This is a genomic window from Solibacillus sp. FSL W8-0372 (assembly GCF_037969735.1).
Taxonomy (GTDB): domain Bacteria; phylum Bacillota; class Bacilli; order Bacillales_A; family Planococcaceae; genus Solibacillus; species Solibacillus faecavium.
In genome coordinates this window covers 162672-188617 of sequence record NZ_CP150204.1, presented here as the reverse complement: position 1 = coordinate 188617, position 25946 = coordinate 162672, and the positions used below count along the sequence as shown (strand labels likewise).

Here is a 25946-nt window from a genome sequence, read left to right as displayed (position 1 = left end):
ATAGAGGGTCGCTAATAACCTCTTTCACCTGCAAGGTATATTTAATTTTTAACGGTTGTCGATTTTTTCTGGATATAAATCATGGTTCATTAAACGGTAGTTGGCAATTTCCTCATATTTCGTGCCCGGACGACCGTAATTGCACCAAGGATCAATTGAAATGCCTCCACGCGGCGTAAATTTACCCCATACTTCTATGTAGCGTGGGTCTAACAGCTTGATTAAATCGTTCATAATAATATTCACGCAGTCTTCATGGAAATCGCCATGATTACGGAAACTAAATAAATATAATTTTAATGATTTACTCTCCACGATTTTTTGATCCGGAATATATGAAATATACATCGTCGCAAAGTCCGGCTGCTGTGTAATCGGACAAAGACTCGTAAACTCCGGACAATTGAATTTCACAAAATAATCGCGGCCAACATGCATATTATCAACAGACTCCAACACTTCTGGTGCATACTCAAAAGCATATTTTACATTTTGATTTCCTAATAACGTTAAATCCTCTAAACCATCTTTTTCGTGTCTACTAGACATGAAAAACCCCTCCTTCATTCATACCAAAGTATCCAAAGGAGGGGTAAGCGTATCATCAATAAAAAACTACCGGATGCAATAAAAAAAGCCACGTCCGATATGGACATGGCATAATATGCATGTATCCATAGTTTTTTATAGAGGGTATCAGCTATGAACCTCTCCTGAACAACTCAGGTATTTTAATCTTTCCTCATTCTATTAGAAATAAAGTCCATTGTAAAGAAATAATTGAAAATATGGTACCTACTATCCTACACTATTGGCTTTTCAAATATAAAAACCGATACTGCCATATCCTCTTCCACTTTTATATCCGAAAATAAATGAAGCAGTTTTGAATCGACGAGCTCCTCCAATCCTTCGGGAACCTGTTGCTTATAAATTTCCTGAATCATTTGGGTTCTCGCATTGTGAATAACCTTTTTTCCTTCTTCTGATTGAATAATAAATTTTTCAGTAGGTGTCAAAATGCCGTACATCGTCGTGACAGCCATATTCTCCACGAAATGCGTATAAACTCTATCCGGTCCTTTCCCATATAGCTCTTTACGTACTTTTCGTACGATTTCATTAAAAACAGTCTCCTTCTTCCCCATTTGTACACCCCCCTAGTTTATTCAAACTATACAATATAACTTTTAAAAAAATAAACTCTTCTCTCTCTATCTTGTTCTTTTAAAACAAAATAGTATAATAAAAGAAATAAATGGAATTCCAATAAAATTTTTTGTTGGAATACTATTTGCTTTTTATAAAATGGATTGATTCGTTAGTAGGTATTGCTAATTTATTACTCCACTACAAGGTCTTTTTAAAAGACGTCTTGTGGTGGAGTTTTTTGTATTTTAAAGGAGGTTATATAAAGATGTCATGGATTGTTCTTCATTTTATCGGGATTATTTCATACGCAGCAACGGGAGCATTTGTCGCGCTTGAAGCGAGATTTTCATTTATAGGTGTATTTGCTTTAGGTTTTATTACAGCGTTTGGAGGAGGGCTAATCCGCAATGTAATTATAGGGATTCCTGCTACTGAACTGTGGGAGCAATCCACTATTTTAACAGTGTTCATAACATTAATTATCATCGTATTAATTCCACTAAAATGGATTGATCATTGGAGAAGGTGGGGAATGTTTTTCGATTCAATTGGGCTGGCTTCCTTTGCCCTTCAAGGTGCCATGCTAGCAAGTGAAATTTATTCCAATAATTTAGGCGTGATGATTTTGGCGGCTCTATTTACAGGTGTCGGCGGTGGAGTAATTCGGGATGTGATCGCTGGTCGAAAACCACTTGCGTTGAAGGAAGAAATTCACGCGATATTAACGATTCTATGTGCCCTCTCTATTTGGCTAGGCTGGAGCTCGCCTCTAGCACTTACACTTATCGTTGTTATTGTAGTTGCCGTACGTTTGTTAGCCATTTACTATAAGTGGCGGCTTCCTCTGCCTTGTCATTATGAGGAAAATAGGAAAGATAGCTTTACTGATAGCAGCGTGAAGTCGAATTCAAAGTTAAAACTTGATAAATCAAATGAAAGCTAGTAAACTATTCAAGTGCTCGTTTTATTACACAACAATATAGTAATATAGTACTGTATAACCTCAAGGATACGGCTTGAGGGTCTCTACCAGGAACCTTAAAATCCTGATTACAGAAAATGATTAATCTCATTTTTTGTAATCAGGATTTTTTTTATTTTCTAAATTTTTCATTAGAAAGGATGTTTAACAGATTATGAATTTCAAAGTTATTATACTCGCATTATCAACTGTTGCTGTCGGTTTGGTTGAATTAATCGTTGGCGGTATTCTTCCAATTATTGCAACGGATTTGAATATTTCAATAAGCTCAGCCGGGCAACTAATTACGGTATTTGCCCTTATTTATGCGATTGCCGGTCCAGTGCTATTAGTTTTAACGAGTAAGGTCGAACGGAAAAAGTTATACCTTATTTCGTTGTTTATATTTTTCATCAGTAATATCATGACTTATTTCAGTACGGATTATACCTTTATGATGATTGCCCGTGTTTTAAGTGCCATGAGTACATCACTGATTACTGTGCTCTCTTTAATAATCGCTGCAAAAGTTGTTGCACCAACGCATCGAGCTAAGGCGCTAGGCCTTATTTATATGGGTATTAGTTCTTCGCTTGTATTAGGTGTACCACTTGGAATTTTAATTTCCGATTATTTCGGTTGGCGTGTTATTTTCCTAGGGATTGCTCTACTATCGGTAGGCTCTTTTATCCTGATTTCTATTTATTTAGAGCGCATTCCTGGTGAAATGGCCGTTCCACTTTCACAACAATTAAAGGCCGTTGCCAGTTCAAAAATTGGTACTGCCCATCTTGCAACGATGTTCATGTTAGCAGGACATTATACAATATATGCATATTTCACTCCATTTTTGGAAACGGAGCTTAATTTGAATTCAAGCTGGATCAGCCTTTGTTATCTATTATTCGGGATTGCTGCAGTGAGTGGTGGCGCATTTGGAGGCGCACTTTCAGATAAGATTGGTGCTCCTAAAAGTATTATTATTGTCATCATTTCGTTTGCTGTCGTACTGTTCATACTACCATTCACGACCTTTTCACTTATAGTATTTATACCGGTAATGATGATTTGGGGTGCATTAAGTTGGAGTCTATCTCCACCTCAGCAAAGCTACCTGATTCAAACAGATCCAGCTACTTCGGATATTCAGCAAAGCTTTAACAATTCAGCATTACAAATCGGTATTTCAATGGGTTCTGGATTTGGGGGTATTGTTTTAAATCAAACAAGTACGATCTCTCATGCTGCCTGGTATGGTGGTGCCCTTGTTCTTATAGCCCTAGCATGTGCAGTCTTCTCTTTAACAAGAAAGACGAATGTAAGAAGAGAATATAAAACGACGGCTTCGAACGTTGAACAAACAAATATCTAATTTTAAATAGCATCATTCGGATTATAATCGAATGATGCTATTTTTATTTGGTCAGAGAACATATAGTTAATAAATGTATATTATGTTATGATAAGTAAGCCTAAAACACTCTCGAATTAAAGACATAATAATTGGAGAAAACACTATGAAAAATATTAATCAATTACTAGAAGAACACAGCGAATTGAAAAGCGAACGTCTCTTTTTACGTCCGATTTCTCTTGAGGATGCCGAAGATATGTATGAATATATGGCGGATGAGGAAACAGTTAAATTCCTATTCGAACCCCATAAAGAGCTGACTCAAACGAAGAAAATGATCGACAATTATTTTTTGAAAGAACCTCTTGGCAAGTATGCACTCGTGTTAAAGGAAAGCAATAAAATGATCGGGGCAATCGAGTTCCGCGTGCACGAATGGAACAAAAGTGGTGAACTCGGCTTTACAATGAACAGAAATTTCTGGGGAAAAGGCTATATGAATGAAGCCGGAAACTTAATACTTAATTTAGCTTTCAATACGCTAGGCTTAGAACGGGTATTTTCGGAATCTGATACTAGAAATGCAGCATCTTCAAAATTGATGAGTCGTTTAGGTATGACCCATGAAGGTACAATGAGAAAAAATCATATGATCCGCGGAACACTAGTGGACAGTGTGTATTATTCTATATTAAAAGAGGAATATCAACAGGCTTAATGAAGTAGAAACACCACCGATAAAAATATATGGGGCTGGGACAAAACCTGCCTCAAAATCAAACGCCGTTCAAATTTTACTAACCGTAAAATTTGAACGGCTTTATTATTGTGTATACTTCGTAGCCGTTGTTCTCCGTTACGGCGGATGCTTTCCTGGGGGCACGAGGCCAACAGGATGTTGGTCACAAAAGCGTTGCCATAGGACGTGGCGTTTTTAGCTTTTGTTCCTTACGTCTCTCCCACCTGCTCCTGCGGTTACTCGTCGCATAAATAATTGCTCCTGCGGTTACTCGTCGCAAAATAAATTTTGCTTGTCCCCTGGGAGTCGCCACCTTCACTTCGAACAACTTATTTCCCTTCTATATCAAGTAAATTTCTGCATAATTTCAAGCATTGCATTGTGCACTTTCTCTTGGCGCCTATATAATATAGCCCATTTCAAGACGCACTTCGTTATTTTTAACATCCTCATTTGAATAGGAATTTAAATTAAATCCAATCATTTGAAAGCCTTCTTTCAAATAAAACTGAATGGCTGGATAATTAGAAGTTTGTGTTTCTAACACAATCATTCTGACACCCATTTCACGAGCACGTTTTTGGGCAATGGCTACTAAGGCACTGCCTATACCTTTTCTTTTAAACCGTTTATCAATATATAAGTCATGAATTAATAATGTATTATTCCACTCCATGTGCTGGATTACTATAATTCCCGTTTCTTCACCATTATGCTCTGATACATAAACCTCTGAACCTTCTTTATGTGAATCAAAAATCTCCTCTTCAAGATTTTTTTCAAATGGAATTTCAAATACTTCTTCCGTCAGAGAAATGTTCCATCCATTAGACTGAGCACCCATTTGAACTTTATAGTACTTTTCAGATGTATAATGGTACGATACTTGTTTTCCCTTTGGATAATTTTTTTGATCAATACGGCGAATAGTTACCATTAAAAACCTCCTAATTTACATGACTTAAATCTATTGAACACGGTTTTCCATATTAAGTATAAGTGCGGTTTTTTCGTCTACGTTTATAATAAAGATTAAGGCGGTGATACGATGTTAACAAAAGAAATACAGCAACAATTGATTGAAACAATTAAGCTACGTCTAAATCCAGATTTCATTATTTTATTTGGATCCTTTTCATGATTGAGTCTGTTCTTTTATATATTTTTTATCCTCATACATATGCACATCGCAAGTGTGATATAGATGCTCATAATCAATACCCTCTTCTTCAACAAAAGCAATGCCAATACTCGGTACAATTTCAATTTCAATGTCGTCCTGCTTATATAAGTTAACTCGGAATGCATCACGGGCCTTCTCTACTTGTTTTAAAAACTTTTCCTTCGACCCGATTTGTTCAAAAAACATGACAAATTCATCGCCACCTAAACGTGCTAATATATGTGGCTTTGGTAAATTTTCATGCCAGCAATTGGCCGTAAAAATTAATACATTATCTCCTGTTAGATGACCGTATCTATCATTTATCTCTTTAAAAAAGTTTAAATCACATATCATTAAGGCACCGTCTTTTTTTCCGGACTGCACCAACTTTCGTTTTACCTCTTCCTCGAAATAGGTACGATTATATATACCTGTTAGTACGTCGTGATGAGCTAAATATTCAAATTGTTTGGATTGCTGAAGTAAACTTTCTTCGTACTTTATAGACTCTGTAATGTCATGTAATATCAACATCTTGCCAACTGGCTTATTATTACTTCCATTGATAAAAGAAAAATGAACATTATAAAACTTGTCTCCTAATTGCATTGATTGGGTTGTTAGTTTGTCTATTTCCGGGTTTTGTTCAATGAATTTCACTAGAGGCGGGAAATGAGATAGAACTTGTGATGCAAAGCTACCAATTAACTTTTTATCGGGTAACTGTTCAAACAATATATTGGAGGATTTATTATAGCTTTTTAAAGTATTATCTATATCGAAAATAATGACAGCATCATTTATAGATTCAAAAACTTTTTTCATAGCTAAAGGAGATAATTTAAGCATATTAAATTGGTAAATTCCCCATAAATAAAATACAGCCGAAAAAACAAGTCCAAAAGGAGATATATCGATTGGTATTTTTATTACACCTATTGAATGGATAAATGGAAAACCAAATACAAATGAAGAACCAATCATCATTAGCGCAACCTGTTTTTTCCTCTCCCTATTTGACTTAAGAAACATACGGACTAATAGGTATATACCAATTAAATAGTAACTATAAGCGTAACCAATATGTAAGTAAAAAAGCGGACCTCTATCTAAAAAGAGAAGTGGAAAGCCTTGAGAATAATCTAAATTCATGCTCTTATAAAATAAATGATGCCAATCATTTGTAAAGTGGGTACCTAATGTGGAAAGTGGACCAATTGATAATAAAGCAATGTTCCTCTTTGTTAAAATCCTCTGATTACCTGTGAACTGTAATATCATAATTATCCAAATAAACGGTCCAAAAGGAATACCCATATACTGAACATGTATCCAAAAAAGCATTTGTTCCACTGTCGTACTTACGAGTTGAAAAGCATATCCAAATGTATAAAAAGAAGCGGCTAACACACCTAAGCCATAACTAATCGAAATTGGGGTGTCTCTATTTTGCCAAGAATAGTAGAGCAACACTATGAAACAAAAGCTGAAAAGAATTAATATTGCTGAAAGTACAAAGTTATAGCTCATAATGTGATTTCCTCCTTATTATCATTTTGTAATTACTTGATTATCTATATATGTGATTATGAAAATTTTAGTAATCTCATTATGAGGTTTCTTATTCACACTTTTAATTCCTTATACGAATATGTCTGACTTCACAATTTCTCCAACTCTTGTCTATGAATAGCTTAAAGCACAATCATATTAATATTATTCAATAACTTTATTACTTTTACAATTCATTATATAAATAATGGATATTATTTCAATTACAAAAACAAAAAAAGCGAAGCCATTTAATGACTTCACTTAGTTTTGGCATTATATATTTTTTCTATTTATAATATGATTCACCATACCCCATGCAATTTTCTTTTTAATTATGTAGCTCTTTAACTGAACTGTCATTTTGGGAAAAGTCGTTTACGTTCTCACCCCCGACTAAATCCAGCCCTTTTCCACCGCTTTTTTTACAGCCTGCTGCCTCGTTTCAACTTCCAGCTTCTGAATGGATAAAGATAGGTAGTTTCGGATTGTGCCTTTAGTCAGGAATAACTGCTTACTAATTTCATTCGTCGTATAGCCATCCTTCACGAGCTTTAGTACATTGATTTCCCGTTCATTTAGAGGATTTTTTTCATTCATAAATAAAGCAGCAGCAAGATCCTGACTGATTACCCTCTCACCTTGCATAATTTTACGTACTGCACCCATTACATATTGGATCGGTTCATCTTTCAGGACATATGCATCTATATGAAGATCCATTGCTTCCTGCAAATAACCGGACCTTGCAAAAGTTGTCATAATCATAATTTTGCATGGATAATTATGACGACGTATATTCGCAGCTACTTCCAATCCGGATAAATGCGGCATTTCAATATCTAAAATGCATACATCCGGCTTTTCCTTTTCAATTAAAGTCCATGCTTCTTGTCCATCCGCTGCCTCACCTACAATATATAAATCCTCCTCAAGCTCCATAATGGATATTAACGCACCTCTTAGTAGTTGCTGATCCTCGGCGATACAAATTCTAATCATTTTCCACCCTCCTGTATTGAGTACAGTGGTATTGTCAGGAACACTTTTGTCCCCCTCTTGTCATACGTCACTTCGGCATTTCCCTTTAATGACCTCATCCGTTCCTTTATCGTAAATAATCCATTGCCATGCTGCTTATCGGATAAACCAACTCCGTTATCAACAATAGCTACTTCCACTCGGTCCTCTATTTGGTAAATTTGTATTTTGCACTCAGTGGCATGACTGTGCTTCACTACATTTGTTACCGCCTCTCGGATACTATAGGCAAGCATCGTTTCTTGCACACTGGATAGCAGAATATTTGTAAGCTGATGATTAATCTGCACACGGATACCGGCATTCTTAAGCAGCTGTTCACATTGTTTAAGCTCACTATCCAAGGATAAAAAGTTCATTTCCGATATAATTTCACGCACTTGCTTATGGGCTGTGCGGACTGTCAGTATCATATCATCTAGCTCCTTATGAATACGGTGACTATCGTTTGGCACCAGCCTGGAAACGAGTTCGGTTTTTACCTTAATCACCGTTAACGTATGCCCTAAAGTGTCATGCAGATCACGGGCAATTCGCTGACGTTCCTGCTGCATCGCAATATGTACTGCCGCTTCATCTACCTCACGCTGAAGCAGCTTGGATTTCTCAATATAATAGCGTAACCACGGCAACAGCAAAATAAAAACCATAGCCGCCAGTACAATTGACTGTGCGTTTGAAAACAGCACATCCTGATAGCGCCAGACGAGACTGGCAAGAAGGAGAAAATTTATACATGTAGCAATCCACAAAACGCGCCGATTGACAGCGCGCCCGACAAAATCTGCAAAGGCAAACTGAAAGAAAATCCACTGCGCTCCACCTATATAAGCTAAATACGCCGTAATGACAAAACCAATTACAGTAGCAGGAAGCAATAGACCATCCTGATACCACAGTGCTATATAATAGGCGCCTAAATAAATGGCTATAAATACAAGTTTAAAAACAAGTGACGGAATTTGTTCCGAAACGACAACTGCATAGCCAAACAGCAGAACCGTCAGTACATCAATGATTAAATAATATCTTGCCTGACTTTTAGGATACCATTCCAGCATGTCGCCCCCCTATCTCCCCAGCCTCTGTAGCATTCCTTTCCGAAGCCATTCGATTGGTCCATACGAAAATTTACCTAACCAAATATTTGCCAATATAATTTGTCCTATTACTATCATACAAAAAATACCTATAATTTCCACACTATTTAAATTACCTCCAAGACCTAAACCCCATCCATAAAAAATAGCTGTGGCACATATGTTTTGCAGAATATAACAGCTTAAAGACATCCGACCGGTTTTCTCAAGCCATTTCCAAACTCGCCACGTACTCCAAGTACGAACAAGAAAAGCAATCAGTCCTAAATAACCTAAAGCCAGCACAGGGGCAAATATATAACGAACAGGAAAATCAAATAGACCTCCTGGTACAAACATCAATACATTCAAAGGCAGTCCAAGACCTAGACCCCAAGTGAGCAGTTTACGCTGAATGGCAATGCCGCTCTCATTAAAGGAGAAAGCACCGTCCTGCATAAGCTTTATACCAATAATAAATAAACATATATTTAAAGGAATAATAAAAATTGCCTCTGTTCTAAAAAAAATAAAATTCGCCAGACGATTCTGTACCTGCTCCAGCCATGTTCCTTCTGCATAAATCGCAATCAGTTCCGGAGAGCTTGCCATTGAAAATGCTGGTCCTAGCAACATGGAAATGAAAATGAGAGCAATCATCCCTAAATGTATTGCTCCAGCAACCCATAACGCCCATGTCATTGCCCGTTCCCCGCGCTTTAGAATGACAGCGATAATTGCTGCAGTGACGGCATAGCTCATGAGCACATCATACTCCATTACAAGTACGTAGTGCAGAAGACCTTCTACCATTAAAAATACGATTACCCACTTATACATACCTACCCAAGGCTGATTTCGCCTTATGGATTGCTCGTATTTTATCGCCATCCCTACTCCGAACATAATCGTTAACATGCCGAGTAGCTTACCGTTAAACACAAACAGTACAAGCATGCGTAAAATATCATTCATATTCGACCAACCGGTAAAGTCCGTGGTCGTTATATACTTTAAATCCCCTAAATGGGCAAAAATCCAAATATTCGTTCCAAGCGTCCCTAAAATGGCGATTCCTCTTAAAATATCGATCAATGCAATACGTTTCATATTATTGCCCCCTCCATTTTCGTACCTTTATCGTACATTGGGGGATACTTATGAAAATATCGACAGGCGTCAATAAATCCAGATGACACGTGTCATTTATTAGTGTTATATATTTTAGCTAACTGTACCTATCTTAACTGGAATATATTATTTTTGATATAAAAAAACCAATCCTACGTAGCTTTGACCACTGTAAGATTGGTTTGAATCTGTTGTTATTTGTACTGTTTTCACACCAGGTGCAAAATATTTATTACTTTGTGATTTCAATATAATCTTGATCTATTGTTTTATGTTTTGCCCATACAATATTTCCGTATTTATCAACGGTAAACATATAAATTTTATGTCCTGTTTTGAATACATCTGATGCTCTAATTTTACCTGTTTCTAATGGCAACACTTGACTCTTACCTGCGCTTCCGTCAATCATATCAGATCCATAAATATAAATTGGGCTACTTGATGATACAGTATTAGTTCTTACTGCGTTTATCACTTCTTCAGCAGTTGGTTTAATCGTAGTTGTTCCGAGAACAACAGCGTAATAATAACGTTGTACTAAACCTAAATCCACATCAAAATCAACAGATAAATTCAGCTTTTTAGAACTTGTTTCTACCACTGTATCTAACACATAAGGTGTATTTAATTGTGCAACTGACATTTGATTAATAATCGATGCTGGATAAATATAAGTTCCAATTTTCGTCGTATCAAATCCATTTTGATCTTTATAATCGTAAACAGTTGCTCCTGTAGTATCTTCTATCATCTTCACTCGGAATGTTTGCATAGCTGCTGCTGCATTTTTCGGACGAATAATTAACTTAGATTCGCTTGTAGTACTCGTACCTACTGAATAACTTACAAATTCATAATCGTTAATATTTGCACCGTTAAATTCCAAAATTGATGATAGATTAAACGTACCGCTTGCCGGTATTGCCGTCTTATTATAATTTGATAATCCGCTTAAATCATCCTGACGCATAATTGCTTCATTAAATGTAATTGTAAATGTGGTTTCCATAAACGATGAGTTAAATGAATTACTTTGTCTAGTAACTAATCCATCATTTTTAATATAAGGCTTCGTCCCATCCATATAAAGCGTCGTCTTCATCTGCGGACCTTTTGGCTCGTCTTCCTCAATTACTAGTGCTGAACTCTTCTCTAAAATTGTAAAGTTTCCAATTGTATCAACTGCCCCTATATAGAAGCCATATTCTTCGTGAGCTGTTAAATTTAGAAGACTTTCCCTTGGAATATTAATAAATGTACCTTTACCTGTTGAGCCACCTATATCCTTTGCCCCTAAAGATTTAAACTTATTAAATAAATCTGGTGCATTGGCTGTTGTGCTTAACACAGTCGTAATATCTTTTAAATTTCCCGATGCATCAAAGTAATCAGTATTTAATGCATATACTTCTTTGCCATCTCTTGTCTCTCTTTTATATTTCCTTACAGGTAATACATAGAAATTTGCTTTCTCATCGACATAGGCTGTGAATTTAATCTGCGTATCGCTACCAATCACATTCTCAATCATGACATCTGTTACTAACGGTGGCTTAACATCATCAATTAAATTCTTATTCATAATCTCCGAAAGCTGTCCCGAACGATCCTTTAACACCATGTAAATTTTGTAGCTTTTAAATGGATCCCGTGGAGGTGTTCCTGGTTTTGTTACATCGAACTTAAAGGTTCCTAATGGTGCAGGGTTTTGACCGTTCCCAATATAAGCATTTTGCTTACCTAGAGGTGTAGTTGTTTGGAATTTGCCCGTAACTACTTTCGAATCATTTGAAAATTCATCTACAAAATCACGACTCGTTATATTTCTAAAATCAAAATCATTCGGTAAAATCATGTAATAATAAGTACCGGCTTTTTTCGCTTCCACCTCTACTTCATATTTACTTGGACCAGTAATTACATTTTTAATTGTTAATTCTGGTTTCACCGAATCCGAGTGATTGTACTGAGCGTAGTTTCTTGGTTCTACACCTACCGCTACTGTCTCTTTATTTTCAAATTCATTTTCCGCTAAGTCTTTTACACCTTTTAATATTGTCGCAACAATCGTATCCCCGTTAACTAAAGAGCTTACTGAAGGAATCGTTAAACGAATTCGCTTATTCGAATATTGTACCTCGACTGGCTTCATTTCCTTATGACCAGATATATTCACAATCCCTGTACCGGATAGTAAATAATTATCCGGATTTTCAGCAGTTGCCTTGTCCAGTTCTTCACTTACGTTAATGTAGAAATAGCCTTTTTCCTTATCCGCCAATTGTAGCTCTGGCGGATCCAGTACATACGGATATGTCGTATCAGGTGCTTCCGTCTTCAATGTAATTTTCGGAGCGGGATTGCGCATTTTATTCCCTGATTTATCCACCATGACAGCATAAATTTCATACTCAGTGTTTGGCTTAATGTCGCCAATGGCTGGGGTTGCACCGTATTTTGTTTCGGTAATGACAACATCATCAGGCTTTGCTATCGTCCCTTTTCCTGTATAACGTTTTATAATTTCATCAACAGTCGGATCGGGCATTGCCACTGGTGATTTCTCACGGATATAGTAGTAATATTCGCCGGGCTCGGTAATTCCTTTAATGACAAACTGCACACGTTTCCCGCCGTACATCGTTTCCCCTTTGTCCAAGCGGAATGTAGGTGGTCGATTATCAATCGTCGAGAACTCCTGCTCCTCTTTTTCCGATACGTTATCCATTTTATCGATGACAATGACATAAATAACATAATCCGTCATTGTTTCTAAACCGCTTACTGTAAACTTAACTGGCTCGTCCATTACGAGTGGGCCGCTGCCATTGTATTTAGTGCCGCCTGTTTTAATCTCGTTAATCGTTGGCGCTTTTTCCTTAGCCGGTTTTACAACATAGTAGTAAGTTCCATCTTCATCAGCCGTTAATGTTACGTCCGCTGTCGATCCGCCAGCAGCCACATCCAACTGTGTAATTTTCGGTCCAGTAACATCCGGTATAATCGTATTTTCCACCGGATCACGGTCGACTGCCTTTCCATTTTCGTCCTTTACATAGCCAATGTTCGGATCATCCGTTTTATAATCATCAAAAACATCATTCACTGTTTTGTTCGGCGGAATAATTGCGTTTGTAATATAGGCATGTGTGCCAATATCCGTAAAGCCATTACTTGAAGTGATGTAATAATAGTCATATGTACTATCTGTTTTTAAGGACACATTTTTTAACGTGTTTTTGTATACATACTGGATATCATGTACTCCAAAAACCGATACATTGTAGTCTGTGTCGATGTACATCGCCTTCGGACTTGCATATAGCTCAACATTTGCCACATTTCCTTGTAATGTCAGACGGTCAATTTCGTAATTGGCTTTTACAAATGTACGATCGGACGTTACATATAAATGACGGATATCCGCGTTTTCAAAGTCCACATATTTCTTTAAGTTCGACATACGGTCTGTATACTTCTGTAAATGAGGTGGCTTTGTTGGGTCGGGCTTCTCTTGTAATGTTTCTTTATCAACTGGGTTCAGGAAATCTTCATTTTTTGGAACAGTCGGTTTTCCCCAATCGATGAATGATGCGATCTTGCCAACGCTTGCAATACGCGTATTGCTTAATGAAGCAAGCGAACGTCTCGGCGCTTCCGCCACTTCCACACGCCCAGTAAAGTTAATATTTTTAAAGCGCACATAGCTACCATGTACGATGAGCTCCCCTGCAAAAGAAGAATAGCCTCCATCAAGCGCTAATAATCGAGAGGAATTTCCGCTCGCATTAATTGTCAGCTTCGTAATGTTCTGAACTGTATTTCCTGAAAAATTTCCTTCAATAAAGGCACCTTGCAACACGTTTTTATTTGCTGCATTTAAAATGCTCCGTAAATGCGGCGCAATCGTATGCGCAACACCGTTTATGTAAATTTGATTGCCAGTAATATCGCCAACCGCATATACAGGATTGCCTCGATCGGCCTTTTCCGCACGCCATATAAATGTTGCCATTTGTGCACGAGTTACAGTATTAAACGGATCAAATGAAACAGGTGTCTTCCCCTTCGTTACATTCAGGTCATAAAGTGTTTGGATGAAGTAGGCATTCGCATTTTTTGCGTTAACATCCTTAAATCCGTGGTTAAGCTTTGAGGAAACCCCAAATTTGAAACCAAGTGTTAAAATTTTCGCCATTTGTCCGCGTGTAATCGGTTCTTTCGGCTTAAATGTTTTATCGGAATACCCGTTAATAACCCCTGCCTCTGCCAATGCTGCAATGTAGCGGTAGTTTGGATTGCTCATCTGTACATCTTTGAAACCTGGGTTTTTTGGATTTGTTATATTAACATCAATCGTTAGTGCCAGCATTTTAGCGGCATCTTCCCGAGTGATGGCTTGATTTGGTTTAAATGTGCCATCTGAATAACCTGTCGCAATTTTACGGCTGGCTAAATCTAAAATGGGCTCATAATAATCTGCAAATGGATTTAAATCGCTAAATGAATAGGCATTTGTCTGCTGCGGCATGGCCACGATGACACCACTCGCTGCTAAAACTGTTGCGACTGTAGCCTTCGAAAGCTTTTTTCCTTTTTTCGAATCCATGTTTGAGACTCCCCCCTTTTTGAAGTGTCGAGTTATGGTACATCTTTTTAGCACGTACGCTCTTTATATCGGACAATAGTGCACAAAACTGTATCAAATTTATATAGTTTTTCTTTTTAAAGTAGGAAAATCGTTCACATAATACTTAAAAGAAGTATCCTTTACTTCTTTATAAACAAAAAGGAACGGTTTTGCTTTTCGACTCGAAAGTCAGAAAGCAAAACCGTTCTATAATAAATAGCCAACCATTTATACATTACCCGCACAAAAATAGTTCTAATCACTAGCATTTAATCAGCAAATGATAGTCTCTGCAAGACGCCATATAAAATTGTCTATTTTCATTATTTTTATTATTAATTTGTTCGCTCCTCACATACATTGAATGAAAAATAATTCAAATTACCCAGTTTAAAATGATGAAAATGTGAATTTCAAATTTCCGTTGCAATAAAATAAACTATAATGTTATATTTTACTCCTTAATACATTTATATTTTAAACTTATGCGCCTTTATTCTAATTGTTATTTTTATACATATAACTTATAAACTGCCGCTATATGGAATTAATTAAACCTAATATAGGTATTTTCACACACGACCTGTTATAACTTTACCGTTTATTTAAAGCTTAGCAAATCATCTTTCATGAAAGTTCCATAGTAATTGCGCTAATATAGTATTCGTGAGTAGTAGAACTAGAAATAACAAATACAACTATAAGATTATGTGATATATTCATTGAAATCGGCAAAGGGGAAAGCGATGAATCAAGATGTTCTTATTCCATTAACAACTGAGTCTACGGTAGTCACAAAAACAACTGCAATCAAAATTTTTGCATCAGAATATGATTTTGAATGGAGCATCCCCTCTTTAGACTATAACCAGTTCCATTTAATTGGCACTAAAAATAACATTGCGGTAGCCGGCTATGAAACACGCATTGGACAAGCGGTCTGTGGTATTTCCATTGGTGACTCACGTCAGGCAGTAAAAGCACAATACGGCGAACCAATAACCCATATTATAAAAAACAATCGACGCTTCAGGCAGTACTATGATGATAAATACAATGCTGAAACAAGCGGTACTTATTTAATTGATCATCAATATGTAACATTCTTTTATGATGTGCATAAAAACTTTCAAGTGCGATCCATTATGGCAATAGATACCGAAACAGAAATGTCCAAAGTAGGCTTCTTTGCTGCGCCATCACCAGCTTTACGAGACGGCTTTGAAGATTTGATGATGGATCTGATTAATGCTTCGCGCGTTTCGGAAGGGTTGCTTCCTTTACAATATACACCGGAATATAACGCCATTGCCCGTAGCCATAGCTTAAGCATGGCCACTTACAACTATTTCGGTCATATGGATATGCAAGGCTTACGTGGTGGAGCCCGCATGAAAAATGGCGGCATGGCATATGACTGGTGGGGCGAAAACTTAGCATGTGGTCAATATAGTGCCATTTACGCACATGAAGCGTTAATGAACTCCTTGACTCACCGGGAAAACATTTTGCGTGAGCAATTTACCCACGCATTTGTTGGCGTCGAATTCAATACCCAAAGCCTGCCTTACTTTACCATCAATTTTTATTCCTTATAATCTACAGGTCGTATTAAGAGTGATGTTACTTTTAATGCGGCCTTTTATCTTTCCATTTGAGAAATAGTTGTCCAAAATAACCCTTTTTTCTGCATATTTTGCTACATTTGCTTATTTTTGCACTATAATTTTCTGAGTATTTAAAATATAATAATAGAATACTATTGAAAGAGATAGTTGTTTTCTTATGTACATCCTGAATAAATTTTAAAATTTTTCATATTAAAAAGGATAAATATAGGAATTTATCTTATTAACTGTTATAATACAATAAATTTATATTAACCTGTATTAATACAATGTGTGATCATTAAGGGGGATGGGCATGACAATTTTAAATGGATTAAAAATACTGGATTTTTGTTCTCTGTTACCGGGACCACTTGCTACGATGATGTTTGCAGACTTAGGGGCAGAAGTCATCCATATTGAATCAAATCGCCGAGTTGATTTAATGCGTATAATGCCGCCTTATGATGAAGAGAAGGAATCCTACATTCATCAGCATTTAAACCGCTCGAAAAAGTCACTGCAACTAAATCTGAAATCTGAAGAAGGCATTGAAATTGTTAAAAAGCTCGTGAAGGATTACGACATTATTATCGAAGGTTTTCGCCCAGGTGTCATGAAGCGTCTAGGCATTGATTATGATACATTGCGTGAGATTAATCCGCGCCTTATTTACTGTGCAATCACAGGATACGGTCAAACGGGCCCATACGCAACACGCCCAGGTCATGATAATAACTATTTATCAGTTGGCGGGGTATTGAATCATTCACGTTTAAAGGATAAAAAGCCTGTTGCGATGGGGATTCAGATTGCGGATATTGCCGGGGGGACAATGCATGCTGCCATCGGAATATTAGCTGCGGCACTGCATCGTGAAAAATCCGGTGAGGGGAAATTCATTGATGTATCTATGACCGATGCCATGTTTGCGATGAACGCGCTGTACGGCACTCAATACCTTGGAAGCGGGCGCCCTCCTCAGCCGGAAGAGGAAATTTTAAATGGTGGCACATTTTATGATTATTACCGGACAAAAGACGGGCGATATTTTTCAGTCGGCAGTCTAGAGCCGCAATTCCGTAAACTATTATGTGAAGCGTTAGAAATTCCGGAGCTTATTGACAGCACATTTAATGACTCATCCTATACACAGCAGCGATTTAAAGAGGCAGTAACGGACGCCTTTTGCACAAAAACATTTGATCAATGGCTGGAAATTTTTAATGAAGATTTCGAAGGTTGCGTAGAACCCGTACTTACATTTGATGAAGCATGCAACCATCCACAAATCCAGGCCCGCAATATGCTCGTAGATGTGAAAAAATCAGATGGCTCAACACAGCGCCAAATCGGCACAGCCTTAAAAATTAGCGGAGTCGAGCCTACGTACCAATATGTTGGGGCAAAAATGGGTGCACATACTGAGGAAATTTTAAAAACATACGGCTATACTCAAGAAGAAATTGAAAAGCTCAAAGCAAATGGTGTGTTAATTTAAATAAAAAGGTGAATCTAGATTCCAAAGAATCCGTTGATTCACCTTTCTTCCACCCTACTTTTTATCGTTAACGGGTTATCATAACCCGATGCTCAATAAACTGACGCAGATTATAAAAATGAGCAGGTACGAGTAAATATTTCTTATATACAGCCAATAACTTTTCCACTAAGTTATCTTCCTCTGCATAAAACAGGATTTTCAACAAATTGCAAATATGTTGGGATGTCATTAGAGCAATTGCATTATATGGACTTCGTGGATCCAAATATTCAATTTGCCATGTCGCCAGCGATTCACGAACTTTATGGATGGAACCATCTACTAAATTGGCAATATCACGCTGAACCGTTGCCTCAATTTTATGTAAAATATCCTCATAGTCATCAGATTGCAGCAATTCGAAAATAACTGTACAAGTTGCAAGCTCATAATTTCTCAAAAGCTCGATTCCTTGTTCAAATTTCTCCTCTTTTACTACGCTATCTATCAGTTCATAAAACACATGCTCTATATAATTTTTCCGGTAATGCTTTACGAGTGCATCCGGCTGAGGGTTCATACTACTTAAAACGTCCGTATATTCTACGACAAGCTCGATGGCGTGGTTATTCAGTCGTTCTTCCTCAATTAAGTACATCCCCTGCATTAAAATATTCCTGTAATCCTTTTTAAATACGGCCTCTTGAAATAGCATATAACCAAGCAACGTATACTCTTTGTTATTGAGTGCAAACTCCCCGGTCTGCCAATTTCGCTGAAGGGCATAGATGCATTTGCGGAGCTTTAACATATGGCGGCGTCCACTCGTAAAATGTGTGCGAACATTCAATAGATGGAGCTGCTTTAATTCATCGGATTTCGGATTTTCAAAATCGATTTTCTGTATGAGCTTATGAACGATTGTCGCCACCCGATTAACGGTCAACTGCTCGGCAAGCAGTGCTTTAAAAGTTGCCATTAATTCCACAGGGCGCGAGATTTTCTTCAAAGGAAGCTGTAAAAATACTGAATATATTTTTTTGGCGCCAATCACTTGCCAGAACTTTTCATGCTCACAATAGATGGGCTGTACAAAAAATTGATTGTTGACTTTATAAACATAAATTTTATTAAGCCCTGTTTGTGGACGGGGTGTACGAATAGCCTTTGCAAAGATAAATTCTATTAACTGTTCAAATTCGACTTCCCCTTGCGTATGTAAAAATGTGAATAGTTGTTTTCTGTTTTGTGGCTGTGCAAAAAATTGCCCCAACTTTTCATTGGCCATATCGACATTCATATTTGCCTTGCTAAAAGAATCGTAAAAAAATAAATCAAATTTACCCCAATAATATTTCACTAGCTGAAAACAAAATTTCTCCGCACGCTCCTGCTTCAACAAAAAAGTGTCACTATACATGGGAGCGCCCCAAATAGGGAGGTTTCCATCAAACAGAGATGGTTCTTCCAAAGCTTGCTCAAGCTTCTCCCCTATTTGTCCGTTCGTTTGTTGGAAAAGCTGCTCATCATACGAAAGCAACAACAATATCCTCCTCCTTCCCTTGTCTTTTCTCTATACAAAAATATAACAAAATTTAGAAGTACATGAAAAGGAAATTTATTTTTTCCCATAAGAAAAGCATACCGATCTATTAACGCAACTCCGTATCAGAATGGTAGTAAACTCATACGACTGCGGGTAAAAATCGATATGCCCTTTCACTATTTAGTATGCACTATAAGGTGTCACAATGAGTTTCGTTGGATTTGCTTGTACTGGCATGCTGCGTGTTGCACGGTCATAGAAAACGAATACCATTTTTTCAGTCAATTCGCTTCGATCCACTCGCTTCCCAGTTAAATCCACTATTTCTGTTCCTTCATTAATATGGAGCTTGAGATTCAACTGTTCGCAATAGAGCATTTTATCAAACGCACCAACACATACTTCTCCTTTTTTATCATACTGATCATAAATAACGAGCAGTGGCGTAATATGTGGGGGCGAGACCATTGGAGATGGACTTTTAGAATCAACGAACACAATAATTTTTGCCTTCACCGGGATGGCTGAAATACCAATTTGATAGCCGTCCTTTGTCATTAATGGCGTTTTTGACGTAATTTGAAAGATTGCCTTTTTGCTGTCGTCCTTTTCACTTACGGCCTCGATAGTCCCCACACCTGACTGAACCCCAATGGAGATGACAACTGCTTCTATTTTCCTAATTAATGGTTGCATAGCATCACCCCTTCTATTTTTCTATTACAATCCTGTTTCCCGAAAAGCAATTGAAAAAAACTTCCAGTACTTAAGCTCCTTAATCGTACTGGCGTTTAATTGTTTTAAAGAGTCTAGCCTTTTTTAGAAGTGATTTCGGCATTTGAACTGTAGCAGTTACGACACCGGGATGACGCCCTATTTCAATGGAACCTGTTATTGTCGCGCGGTTTCTCACTTCATCCACTGTCATTTCAAATAGTTTCGCTGTACGCTCCAGTGCATTGTCTGTTGCTATATTTAAATTTTGTCCTGTACCAACTATTGACAATGGGAAACTATCTTCCACCTGCTTCACACCGAATTCCTCCGCCAGTTCGCGTGCCTTGCGTTTCTCTTCTTTAGTAAACGGTTTCGCCGTGTACGGTAAGTCCTCTTCATTAGGTAGAATAATTGGCCCTTCCAAATTCACTTTCTTTAATACACTCACCTGCAGCTGCACAATCCCTGCTACATCTGTCGTATGCCCGGCAATTTCTCCATCACCTTGCATTGCATGCATATCCCCTACATAGACACCGCCGCCCGGTACCTTTACCGGACAGATTACTACTGCCCCTTCACGAACGCGGTTAATATCCATATGTCCATCTGTACGGTGAATATCAAGTTCATCTTCCGTCATCGTAAACTCATGTGGTGCTCCAATTAAGAACGTGCCAAAATCACCTGCATTATGGGAATCCGGCATTACCTTGGATGGTGTTGTTCCTAGCTGCCCGACAAAAGGGCGCATTCTTGCCATCACACCAATTAAATCACTTGGTCCAAACGACGTAATTGGATTTTGAATGGACTTTTCCGGTGTTCGCATAAAATTCTTTGCATCCAAGGCGATTCGACGTGCTGCTTCTTTTCCAACAGTCAATCCGATTTCGCCTTTTGAATTAAATGTCATCGTGTAGCCATTCGAGATTTTAAACGGTGTCGTATCCGTACCACATGTCACACATTTTACCGACTCCTGCCCAATACCTTGTACGACGGTTGTAGGATGCAACTTACCGCAGCCCGGACATTTCACCTTCACAAATGGATCTCCGATAAATCGATCTAGCTGTGCTTCATCCGTACCTGAAGAAGTAGCAATCGATGTCACTTGAATGGATTTAATCTGGATAACGATTGCGTCCCCTACTTCCGCGCCTTCCACATACACAGGTCTTGTCACTTCATGTCCACCTCGAATGATCGGTGTAATCATTGGTCCCCAACACCCAGGTGCTGTATTAGCGATAATCGTGCCGCCATCCTTTACCGGTCCCAGCATCGGTGCATTTGGATTTAGTATCCCATCTGTAAATTCATTGACGAATAATGTTTCAGCAGCTTCAATAGCTGATTGCTCTGGATTCAATAAATCCTCTTGTTGTTCAAAATTAGGTGCAAGATCATTTAACATAAAAAAACCCTCTCCCCTTTAAATTGTATGTATATTCAGTAAATTTAAAATGTATTTCGTTTCTGTTCATAAAAATATGCTCTTACTCTATTATACAATTTTTTACATACTAATATCGAGGTGATTTATTAACAAATGTAAAACATTTCTTTATCTTATATAATGATAATAAAAAGGAAATTATTCAGTATAAGAAGGGGGTAGCATTGTATGAACCACAAGCAGACCGAGCAGTTATGGCGGGAGGAAAAATATCGTGTCATGTTCCATAGCCAGAACTAATGCGATCCGACAAGCAATGAAGGATAATTTATCATATGACGAGGTGGCTCAGCTCATCACGGATGCACATAATCAAACAGCGACAAACGGCAGTATGCGCAATGCATGCCAACATATGTGGGGATACTTTAAATGTGCAAGTGCAGAAGAAAAAATGCAGTATGAACGATTGCTGGAGGAAACAGATTTTACTGGACTATTACAATTACTAAAAGGATTGGCTCAGAAATATGAAGTAAACTATTTACTGGAAAGTCGTATTTTGAAGGATTGAATGATTCGGGATCGATGCTTCCTGAAAAATAAAAAACCTATAAAAGCGCTTTTTATTTCGCTCTTATAAGTCGTTTGATTAATATTTATATGATTGTCCGCCATCAATCGGAATAACAGCACCATTAATGAAGTCAGCTTGATTGGATAATAAAAATGCCACTAAGTAACCTATTTCTTCTGGTTTACCAAAGCGTTTCATCGGATTACCTTGGACAAATTTTTTACCGGCTTCTTCCCAGTTATCGCCGCCCATTTGACGCAAAGATCCTTCGACCATAGGTGTCATAATCGCACCAGGGGCAATTGCTTTTACAGAAATCCCGAACTCACCATACTCTACCGCGGAGTTTCTTGTTAACCCAACTACGCCATGCTTACTCGCAGCATATCCTGACTGATTTCCCACCCCGCGGATACCGCCGACAGACGCCGTATTGACGATCGTTCCATAGCCTTGTTCCTTCATTACCTTTAATACATACTTCATACCGTAAAATACGCCATTTAAGTTGATTGAGACAACTTTTTGGAACTCATCGGTCCCATAGTCTTCTGTTAAATTTTGTTTTCCTTCGACTCCGGCATTGTTAAAGAAGGCATCAATCTTGCCGAAGCGTTCCACCGTTTGATTGACAAAGTTCTCTACTTCGCTTTCCGTTGCCACATTTGCTGTAACTAGAAGTGTCTCCACTTTTGGCGCTACTGCTTGTACTTTCGACTTCGTATCATCTAATCCCGCCTGGTTTATATCAACAAGCACTAGCTTAGCGCCTTCTTTTGCCAGCTGTAATGCTGCAGCCTGTCCTAATCCCGAGCCAGCACCCGTTACAATTACGACCTTTTCTTCAAAACGATTCATGAGTTGTCCTCCTATAATAAATAGCTCTCTATGACAACTTATTATTTTCTTTTCAACTGAAATTTATAGCCTGAAAAATATGGTACGATAAGGAAAAAATAGGAGGTATACAGTTTGGAAGGTTCTAAAAAACAGCAGTTTATAGAGCAGGTACAGCAATCGTTTGATGATCTAACTTTATTGATTAATCAAATTCCTGCCCGAAAAAGAACGGTAACGGTAGAAACAAATGAACGAGATAAAAATTTCCGCGATGTCCTTATGCATTTGTACGAATGGCATGCGATGTTAGAGCGTTGGTATCGGGAAGGAATGGACGGAGATACGCCAATAATGCCGGCTCCGGGATATAAATGGCGCAATTTACATGAACTGAACTTTCTGATTTGGCAGCAATACCAAGACCTATCCTTATCAACAGCAATGAAGCGCCTTACATTAAGCCATCAGCGTGTTATGCACTTAATCAATTTACATACCGAGGAAGAAATTTTCACAAAGAAATATTATAAATGGACAAAGACAAGCAATCTGTACAGTTATTTTGCTGCAAACACGGTAAATCACTACGATTGGGCTATTAAAAAATGCGGAAAAATCGCGGAAAAAATTACGCAGGAAACGTCGTAAAATAGATTAGCAAAAAAGGCAACTAGGCAATAGAGTGTGGAAAATTGGATTTCGCCTTTAAATCTAACGGAAACCATGAAACACCTGCACAACGATTGGGATATACAATGTTAAATCGGAGGACTGGATGGAAAAAACACATTTATATGCATACATTAGTTTTACTGGTAAAGATGAAATTGACGATTTCCCCACAGAAGTAGTAACAGAAATGTTAGGTGTAGAGCCAACAACTATTTGGCGAATGGGGGATAGAATAAATGATTTGCGTATGCGTTCATTTACAGCGTGGAAATACGAATCTGGAACGATAGAAACACTTAATACAGATGATGCTTTACGTATCATTTTAAATGTTTTTCAGTACAAAACAGATACAATTAACCGTATAAAAGAAAAATTGAATTTGAATGTACGTATTGAATTAGTGATAACAATGATAAATGGATATACGCCTGGTTTAACAATCTCCCCTGAGTTTAGTAGATTTGCATCTGCCATCAATGCATCCATTGGTATGGATTTGTATGTATATCCTTTTAGTGAACCAGAAGAATAGTCACTTATGGTAAGTAACACCCACTATAGTTAAATAATCCATCAAAAAAAGCTCAGAAATAAGCTGAGCTTTTTTACGCCATTCCGAACGTTAGTCATTCAATTGCTCAATACATCTCAATTCTATTTCCTATGCTCTTCATGGCTCGCTTTAGTAGGTTCAACCGTCCCGAATGGATGATTTGGTGGTGCATAAATTGTATAAAGCTTTAATGGCATCTGTCCTGTATTTGTAACATTATGCCACGTTCCGGCAGGCACAAAAATCGCAGAACCATCAAATACCATTCTATTAAAATTCAGGTTATCTTTTGTTTTCCCCATTTGGGTAATCCCCTGGCCCTGCTCAATCCGAATGAATTGGTCCACATGTGGATGCACCTCTAGCCCAACATCCTCACCAGGATTTATGCTCATTAAAGTAAGCTGTAGATGATTTCCTGTCCAAAGAGCGGTACGATACGTCTGGTTCTGTCTCGCCGCTTCCTCAATATTGATGACAAACGGATTTTTTCCATAATCTTTTAAAACTACTCCCTGATGATTTGAGGCGTCGCCCTGCCAATTATATGGGGCTGTAGTATTTACCCACATTGGATAATTTACATTACCTGGCGTACCCCCATATGGGTTGACCGGTATATGTGTAGGATACTGGTATTGCTGATATGGGTACCCATAAGGATAATACATTTTATCATTCCTTTCGAAAATTCATTCTATTATCATATGCTTTGTTTTTTTAAATGGTTTTTAACTCTTGCACAAGATCAAATAACGGGACTGTCCGTTTATTGAATTCATCTACGTTTAATGCTGCATCTACTGCTTCACGGACTTTCCGTTCTTCGTCGGCATATTGTTTGGCAAATTGCTTCGCTTCTTGCATAGTCGCTTTATACTTTGCGACAAGCTCATTAATGTTGTTTAGCTCCACTTCTGTTGGATGGCAGTGCTGAGCGATGTCGAAAACTTCATCGCCAGGACGATTCTCATCCGGGAAATAAACATGTGGCTCAGTACTATCAAATATACAGAACTTTAATTCAGGCAAAATGACCATATCAATCGAATTGGAATCCAACCCACACCATACGAGCTGCACATCATAGCCACGACTCTGTGCTTCTTTTGCCAATTGCTTCATCATCGAGGATTTACCTGTGCCAGGATACCCTTTGATGAATAGCCTCTTTTCCAAGTTTTGCGTAATACTTTGAACGGTATCACGTGCTCCTGCCGGTGTTAACGTTCCGAGTAGCCGGTGGGTCAGCTGACCCGATTTATCCAATTTCTTCTCACCGAATAATTGATTCGTCAAATCTGCAAATTGCTGATTCAATCCGTTCCAATTCATATACTTCCTTGTTTCCACTTCCCAGTCATCATGAATATGAATCGCCTTGGAAAGAGCAGCAAAGCATTGATTATAGTAGGTTTGTTTTTTTTCATTCAAAGAGAACAACGCTTCATTCGCCGAAAGCTGTTCTTCATCTACACAATCATAAAGGGAAATGACATGATCCCGTCCCCCAAGAACAGTAGGCTCTATTGAAGGATTGGTTGCCTGAAGAATTAAAATCCGATGTGGTGCTTGAATAAAGATGCCTTCAACCGTGCCCTCAAATAATGGGTCATGGAAATACTCGATACTAGCGCCCTTTTTAACATAGTAGTCACCGATGTTTTGAAGCAGCTCGGAAATTTTGAAGCCGTGCGCACCCTTTAGTAAATACACCGTTTGTGCTTCATTCATTAAATC

21 protein-coding genes, 1 pseudogene and 2 riboswitches are annotated in these 25946 nt (G+C 37.9%); of the genes and pseudogenes, 8 read left to right on the top strand and 14 right to left on the bottom strand.

The annotated features are described in order from the left end of the window. Positions 1–48 precede the first annotated feature (48 nt). Positions 49–549, bottom strand: coding sequence for a preQ(1) synthase (queF, locus tag MKY13_RS00915; RefSeq protein WP_191701623.1), 501 nt, complete (start codon positions 547–549; stop codon positions 49–51). Between the two features lie 121 nt (positions 550–670). Further along, a riboswitch (PreQ1 riboswitch) is annotated at positions 671–717 on the bottom strand. 86 nt (positions 718–803) lie between these two features. After that, positions 804–1148, bottom strand: a complete 345-nt coding sequence (locus tag MKY13_RS00910) for a DUF2294 domain-containing protein (protein ID WP_191701624.1) — start codon at positions 1146–1148, stop codon at positions 804–806. A gap of 269 nt (positions 1149–1417) precedes the next feature. On the opposite strand from MKY13_RS00910, the gene MKY13_RS00905 reads away from it, so the two are divergent. The 3 genes from MKY13_RS00905 (at position 1418) to MKY13_RS00895 (ending at position 4185) form a co-directional block, all read left to right on the top strand. Further along, positions 1418–2095 (top strand): trimeric intracellular cation channel family protein, encoded by a 678-nt coding sequence (locus tag MKY13_RS00905; protein WP_339214744.1) that lies wholly within the window; start codon positions 1418–1420, stop codon positions 2093–2095. Between the two features lie 30 nt (positions 2096–2125). Further along, positions 2126–2225, top strand: a riboswitch (purine riboswitch). A gap of 63 nt (positions 2226–2288) precedes the next feature. Then, positions 2289–3485 (top strand): MFS transporter, encoded by a 1197-nt coding sequence (locus tag MKY13_RS00900; RefSeq protein WP_339214742.1) that lies wholly within the window; start codon positions 2289–2291, stop codon positions 3483–3485. A 145-nt stretch (positions 3486–3630) separates the two neighbouring features. Further along, a complete protein-coding gene (locus tag MKY13_RS00895) occupies positions 3631–4185 on the top strand; it encodes a GNAT family N-acetyltransferase (protein ID WP_191701627.1) in 555 nt (184 codons plus the stop codon). Positions 4186–4606: 421 nt separating this feature from the next. Here the strand turns inward: MKY13_RS00895 and MKY13_RS00890 are convergent, their stop codons facing one another. The 6 genes from MKY13_RS00890 to MKY13_RS00865 form a co-directional block, all read right to left on the bottom strand. Continuing rightward, entirely contained in the window at positions 4607–5143 is a 537-nt protein-coding gene (locus MKY13_RS00890) for a GNAT family N-acetyltransferase (protein WP_339214740.1), read from the bottom strand. A 198-nt stretch (positions 5144–5341) separates the two neighbouring features. Further along, positions 5342–6901 carry a histidine kinase N-terminal 7TM domain-containing protein gene (locus MKY13_RS00885; RefSeq protein ID WP_339214739.1) on the bottom strand — a complete coding sequence of 520 codons (1560 nt, stop codon included), beginning with the start codon at positions 6899–6901 and terminating at the stop codon, positions 5342–5344. Between the two features lie 417 nt (positions 6902–7318). Then, positions 7319–7924: a response regulator transcription factor gene (locus MKY13_RS00880; protein ID WP_339214737.1), complete on the bottom strand. Its 606-nt coding sequence runs from the start codon at positions 7922–7924 to the stop codon at positions 7319–7321. Next, positions 7921–9024 carry a sensor histidine kinase gene (locus MKY13_RS00875; RefSeq protein ID WP_339214735.1) on the bottom strand — a complete coding sequence of 368 codons (1104 nt, stop codon included), beginning with the start codon at positions 9022–9024 and terminating at the stop codon, positions 7921–7923. Before MKY13_RS00875 ends, MKY13_RS00880 begins: the two co-directional genes overlap by 4 nt. 9 nt (positions 9025–9033) lie before the next feature. Continuing rightward, the gene (locus tag MKY13_RS00870) at positions 9034–10152 is read right to left on the bottom strand and encodes a DUF418 domain-containing protein (protein ID WP_339214733.1); all 1119 of its coding nucleotides are present in this window, start codon (positions 10150–10152) and stop codon (positions 9034–9036) included. Between the two features lie 253 nt (positions 10153–10405). Further along, a complete protein-coding gene (locus MKY13_RS00865) occupies positions 10406–14785 on the bottom strand; it encodes an S-layer homology domain-containing protein (RefSeq protein ID WP_339214731.1) in 4380 nt (1459 codons plus the stop codon). A gap of 767 nt (positions 14786–15552) precedes the next feature. On the opposite strand from MKY13_RS00865, the gene MKY13_RS00860 reads away from it, so the two are divergent. Further along, positions 15553–16404: a CAP-associated domain-containing protein gene (locus MKY13_RS00860; protein WP_339214729.1), complete on the top strand. Its 852-nt coding sequence runs from the start codon at positions 15553–15555 to the stop codon at positions 16402–16404. A 325-nt stretch (positions 16405–16729) separates the two neighbouring features. Further along, positions 16730–17914, top strand: a complete 1185-nt coding sequence (locus MKY13_RS00855; RefSeq protein ID WP_339214727.1) for a CaiB/BaiF CoA-transferase family protein — start codon at positions 16730–16732, stop codon at positions 17912–17914. Between the two features lie 67 nt (positions 17915–17981). On the opposite strand, the gene MKY13_RS00850 is transcribed toward MKY13_RS00855, so the two are convergent. The 3 genes from MKY13_RS00850 to MKY13_RS00840 all read right to left on the bottom strand — a co-directional run bounded on the left by MKY13_RS00850 (position 17982) and on the right by MKY13_RS00840 (position 21513). After that, a complete protein-coding gene (locus MKY13_RS00850) occupies positions 17982–19436 on the bottom strand; it encodes a Fe-S-cluster redox enzyme (RefSeq protein WP_339214726.1) in 1455 nt (484 codons plus the stop codon). Between the two features lie 186 nt (positions 19437–19622). Continuing rightward, a complete protein-coding gene (locus MKY13_RS00845; RefSeq protein ID WP_339214724.1) occupies positions 19623–20138 on the bottom strand; it encodes a hypothetical protein in 516 nt (171 codons plus the stop codon). 79 nt (positions 20139–20217) lie between these two features. Then, the gene (locus MKY13_RS00840; protein WP_339216816.1) at positions 20218–21513 is read right to left on the bottom strand and encodes an acetamidase/formamidase family protein; all 1296 of its coding nucleotides are present in this window, start codon (positions 21511–21513) and stop codon (positions 20218–20220) included. Between the two features lie 276 nt (positions 21514–21789). Here MKY13_RS00840 and MKY13_RS00835 point away from each other — a divergent pair. Further along, positions 21790–22135, top strand: a pseudogene (locus MKY13_RS00835) (DUF1722 domain-containing protein). 78 nt (positions 22136–22213) lie between these two features. Here MKY13_RS00835 and MKY13_RS00830 read toward each other — a convergent pair. Then, positions 22214–22996 carry a glucose 1-dehydrogenase gene (locus tag MKY13_RS00830; protein WP_339214722.1) on the bottom strand — a complete coding sequence of 261 codons (783 nt, stop codon included), beginning with the start codon at positions 22994–22996 and terminating at the stop codon, positions 22214–22216. A gap of 114 nt (positions 22997–23110) precedes the next feature. Here MKY13_RS00830 and MKY13_RS00825 point away from each other — a divergent pair, with 114 nt between their 5' ends. Both MKY13_RS00825 and MKY13_RS00820 read left to right on the top strand, forming a co-directional pair. Further along, entirely contained in the window at positions 23111–23626 is a 516-nt protein-coding gene (locus tag MKY13_RS00825) for a ClbS/DfsB family four-helix bundle protein (RefSeq protein ID WP_339214720.1), read from the top strand. Positions 23627–23753: 127 nt separating this feature from the next. Then, positions 23754–24185, top strand: a complete 432-nt coding sequence (locus MKY13_RS00820; protein ID WP_339214718.1) for a DUF4279 domain-containing protein — start codon at positions 23754–23756, stop codon at positions 24183–24185. Between the two features lie 122 nt (positions 24186–24307). On the opposite strand, the gene MKY13_RS00815 is transcribed toward MKY13_RS00820, so the two are convergent. Both MKY13_RS00815 and MKY13_RS00810 read right to left on the bottom strand, forming a co-directional pair. After that, the gene (locus MKY13_RS00815) at positions 24308–24877 is read right to left on the bottom strand and encodes a cupin domain-containing protein (RefSeq protein WP_339214716.1); all 570 of its coding nucleotides are present in this window, start codon (positions 24875–24877) and stop codon (positions 24308–24310) included. Positions 24878–24926: 49 nt separating this feature from the next. Further along, positions 24927–25940 carry a nucleotide kinase gene (locus MKY13_RS00810; protein ID WP_225231388.1) on the bottom strand — a complete coding sequence of 338 codons (1014 nt, stop codon included), beginning with the start codon at positions 25938–25940 and terminating at the stop codon, positions 24927–24929. Positions 25941–25946 lie beyond the last annotated feature (6 nt).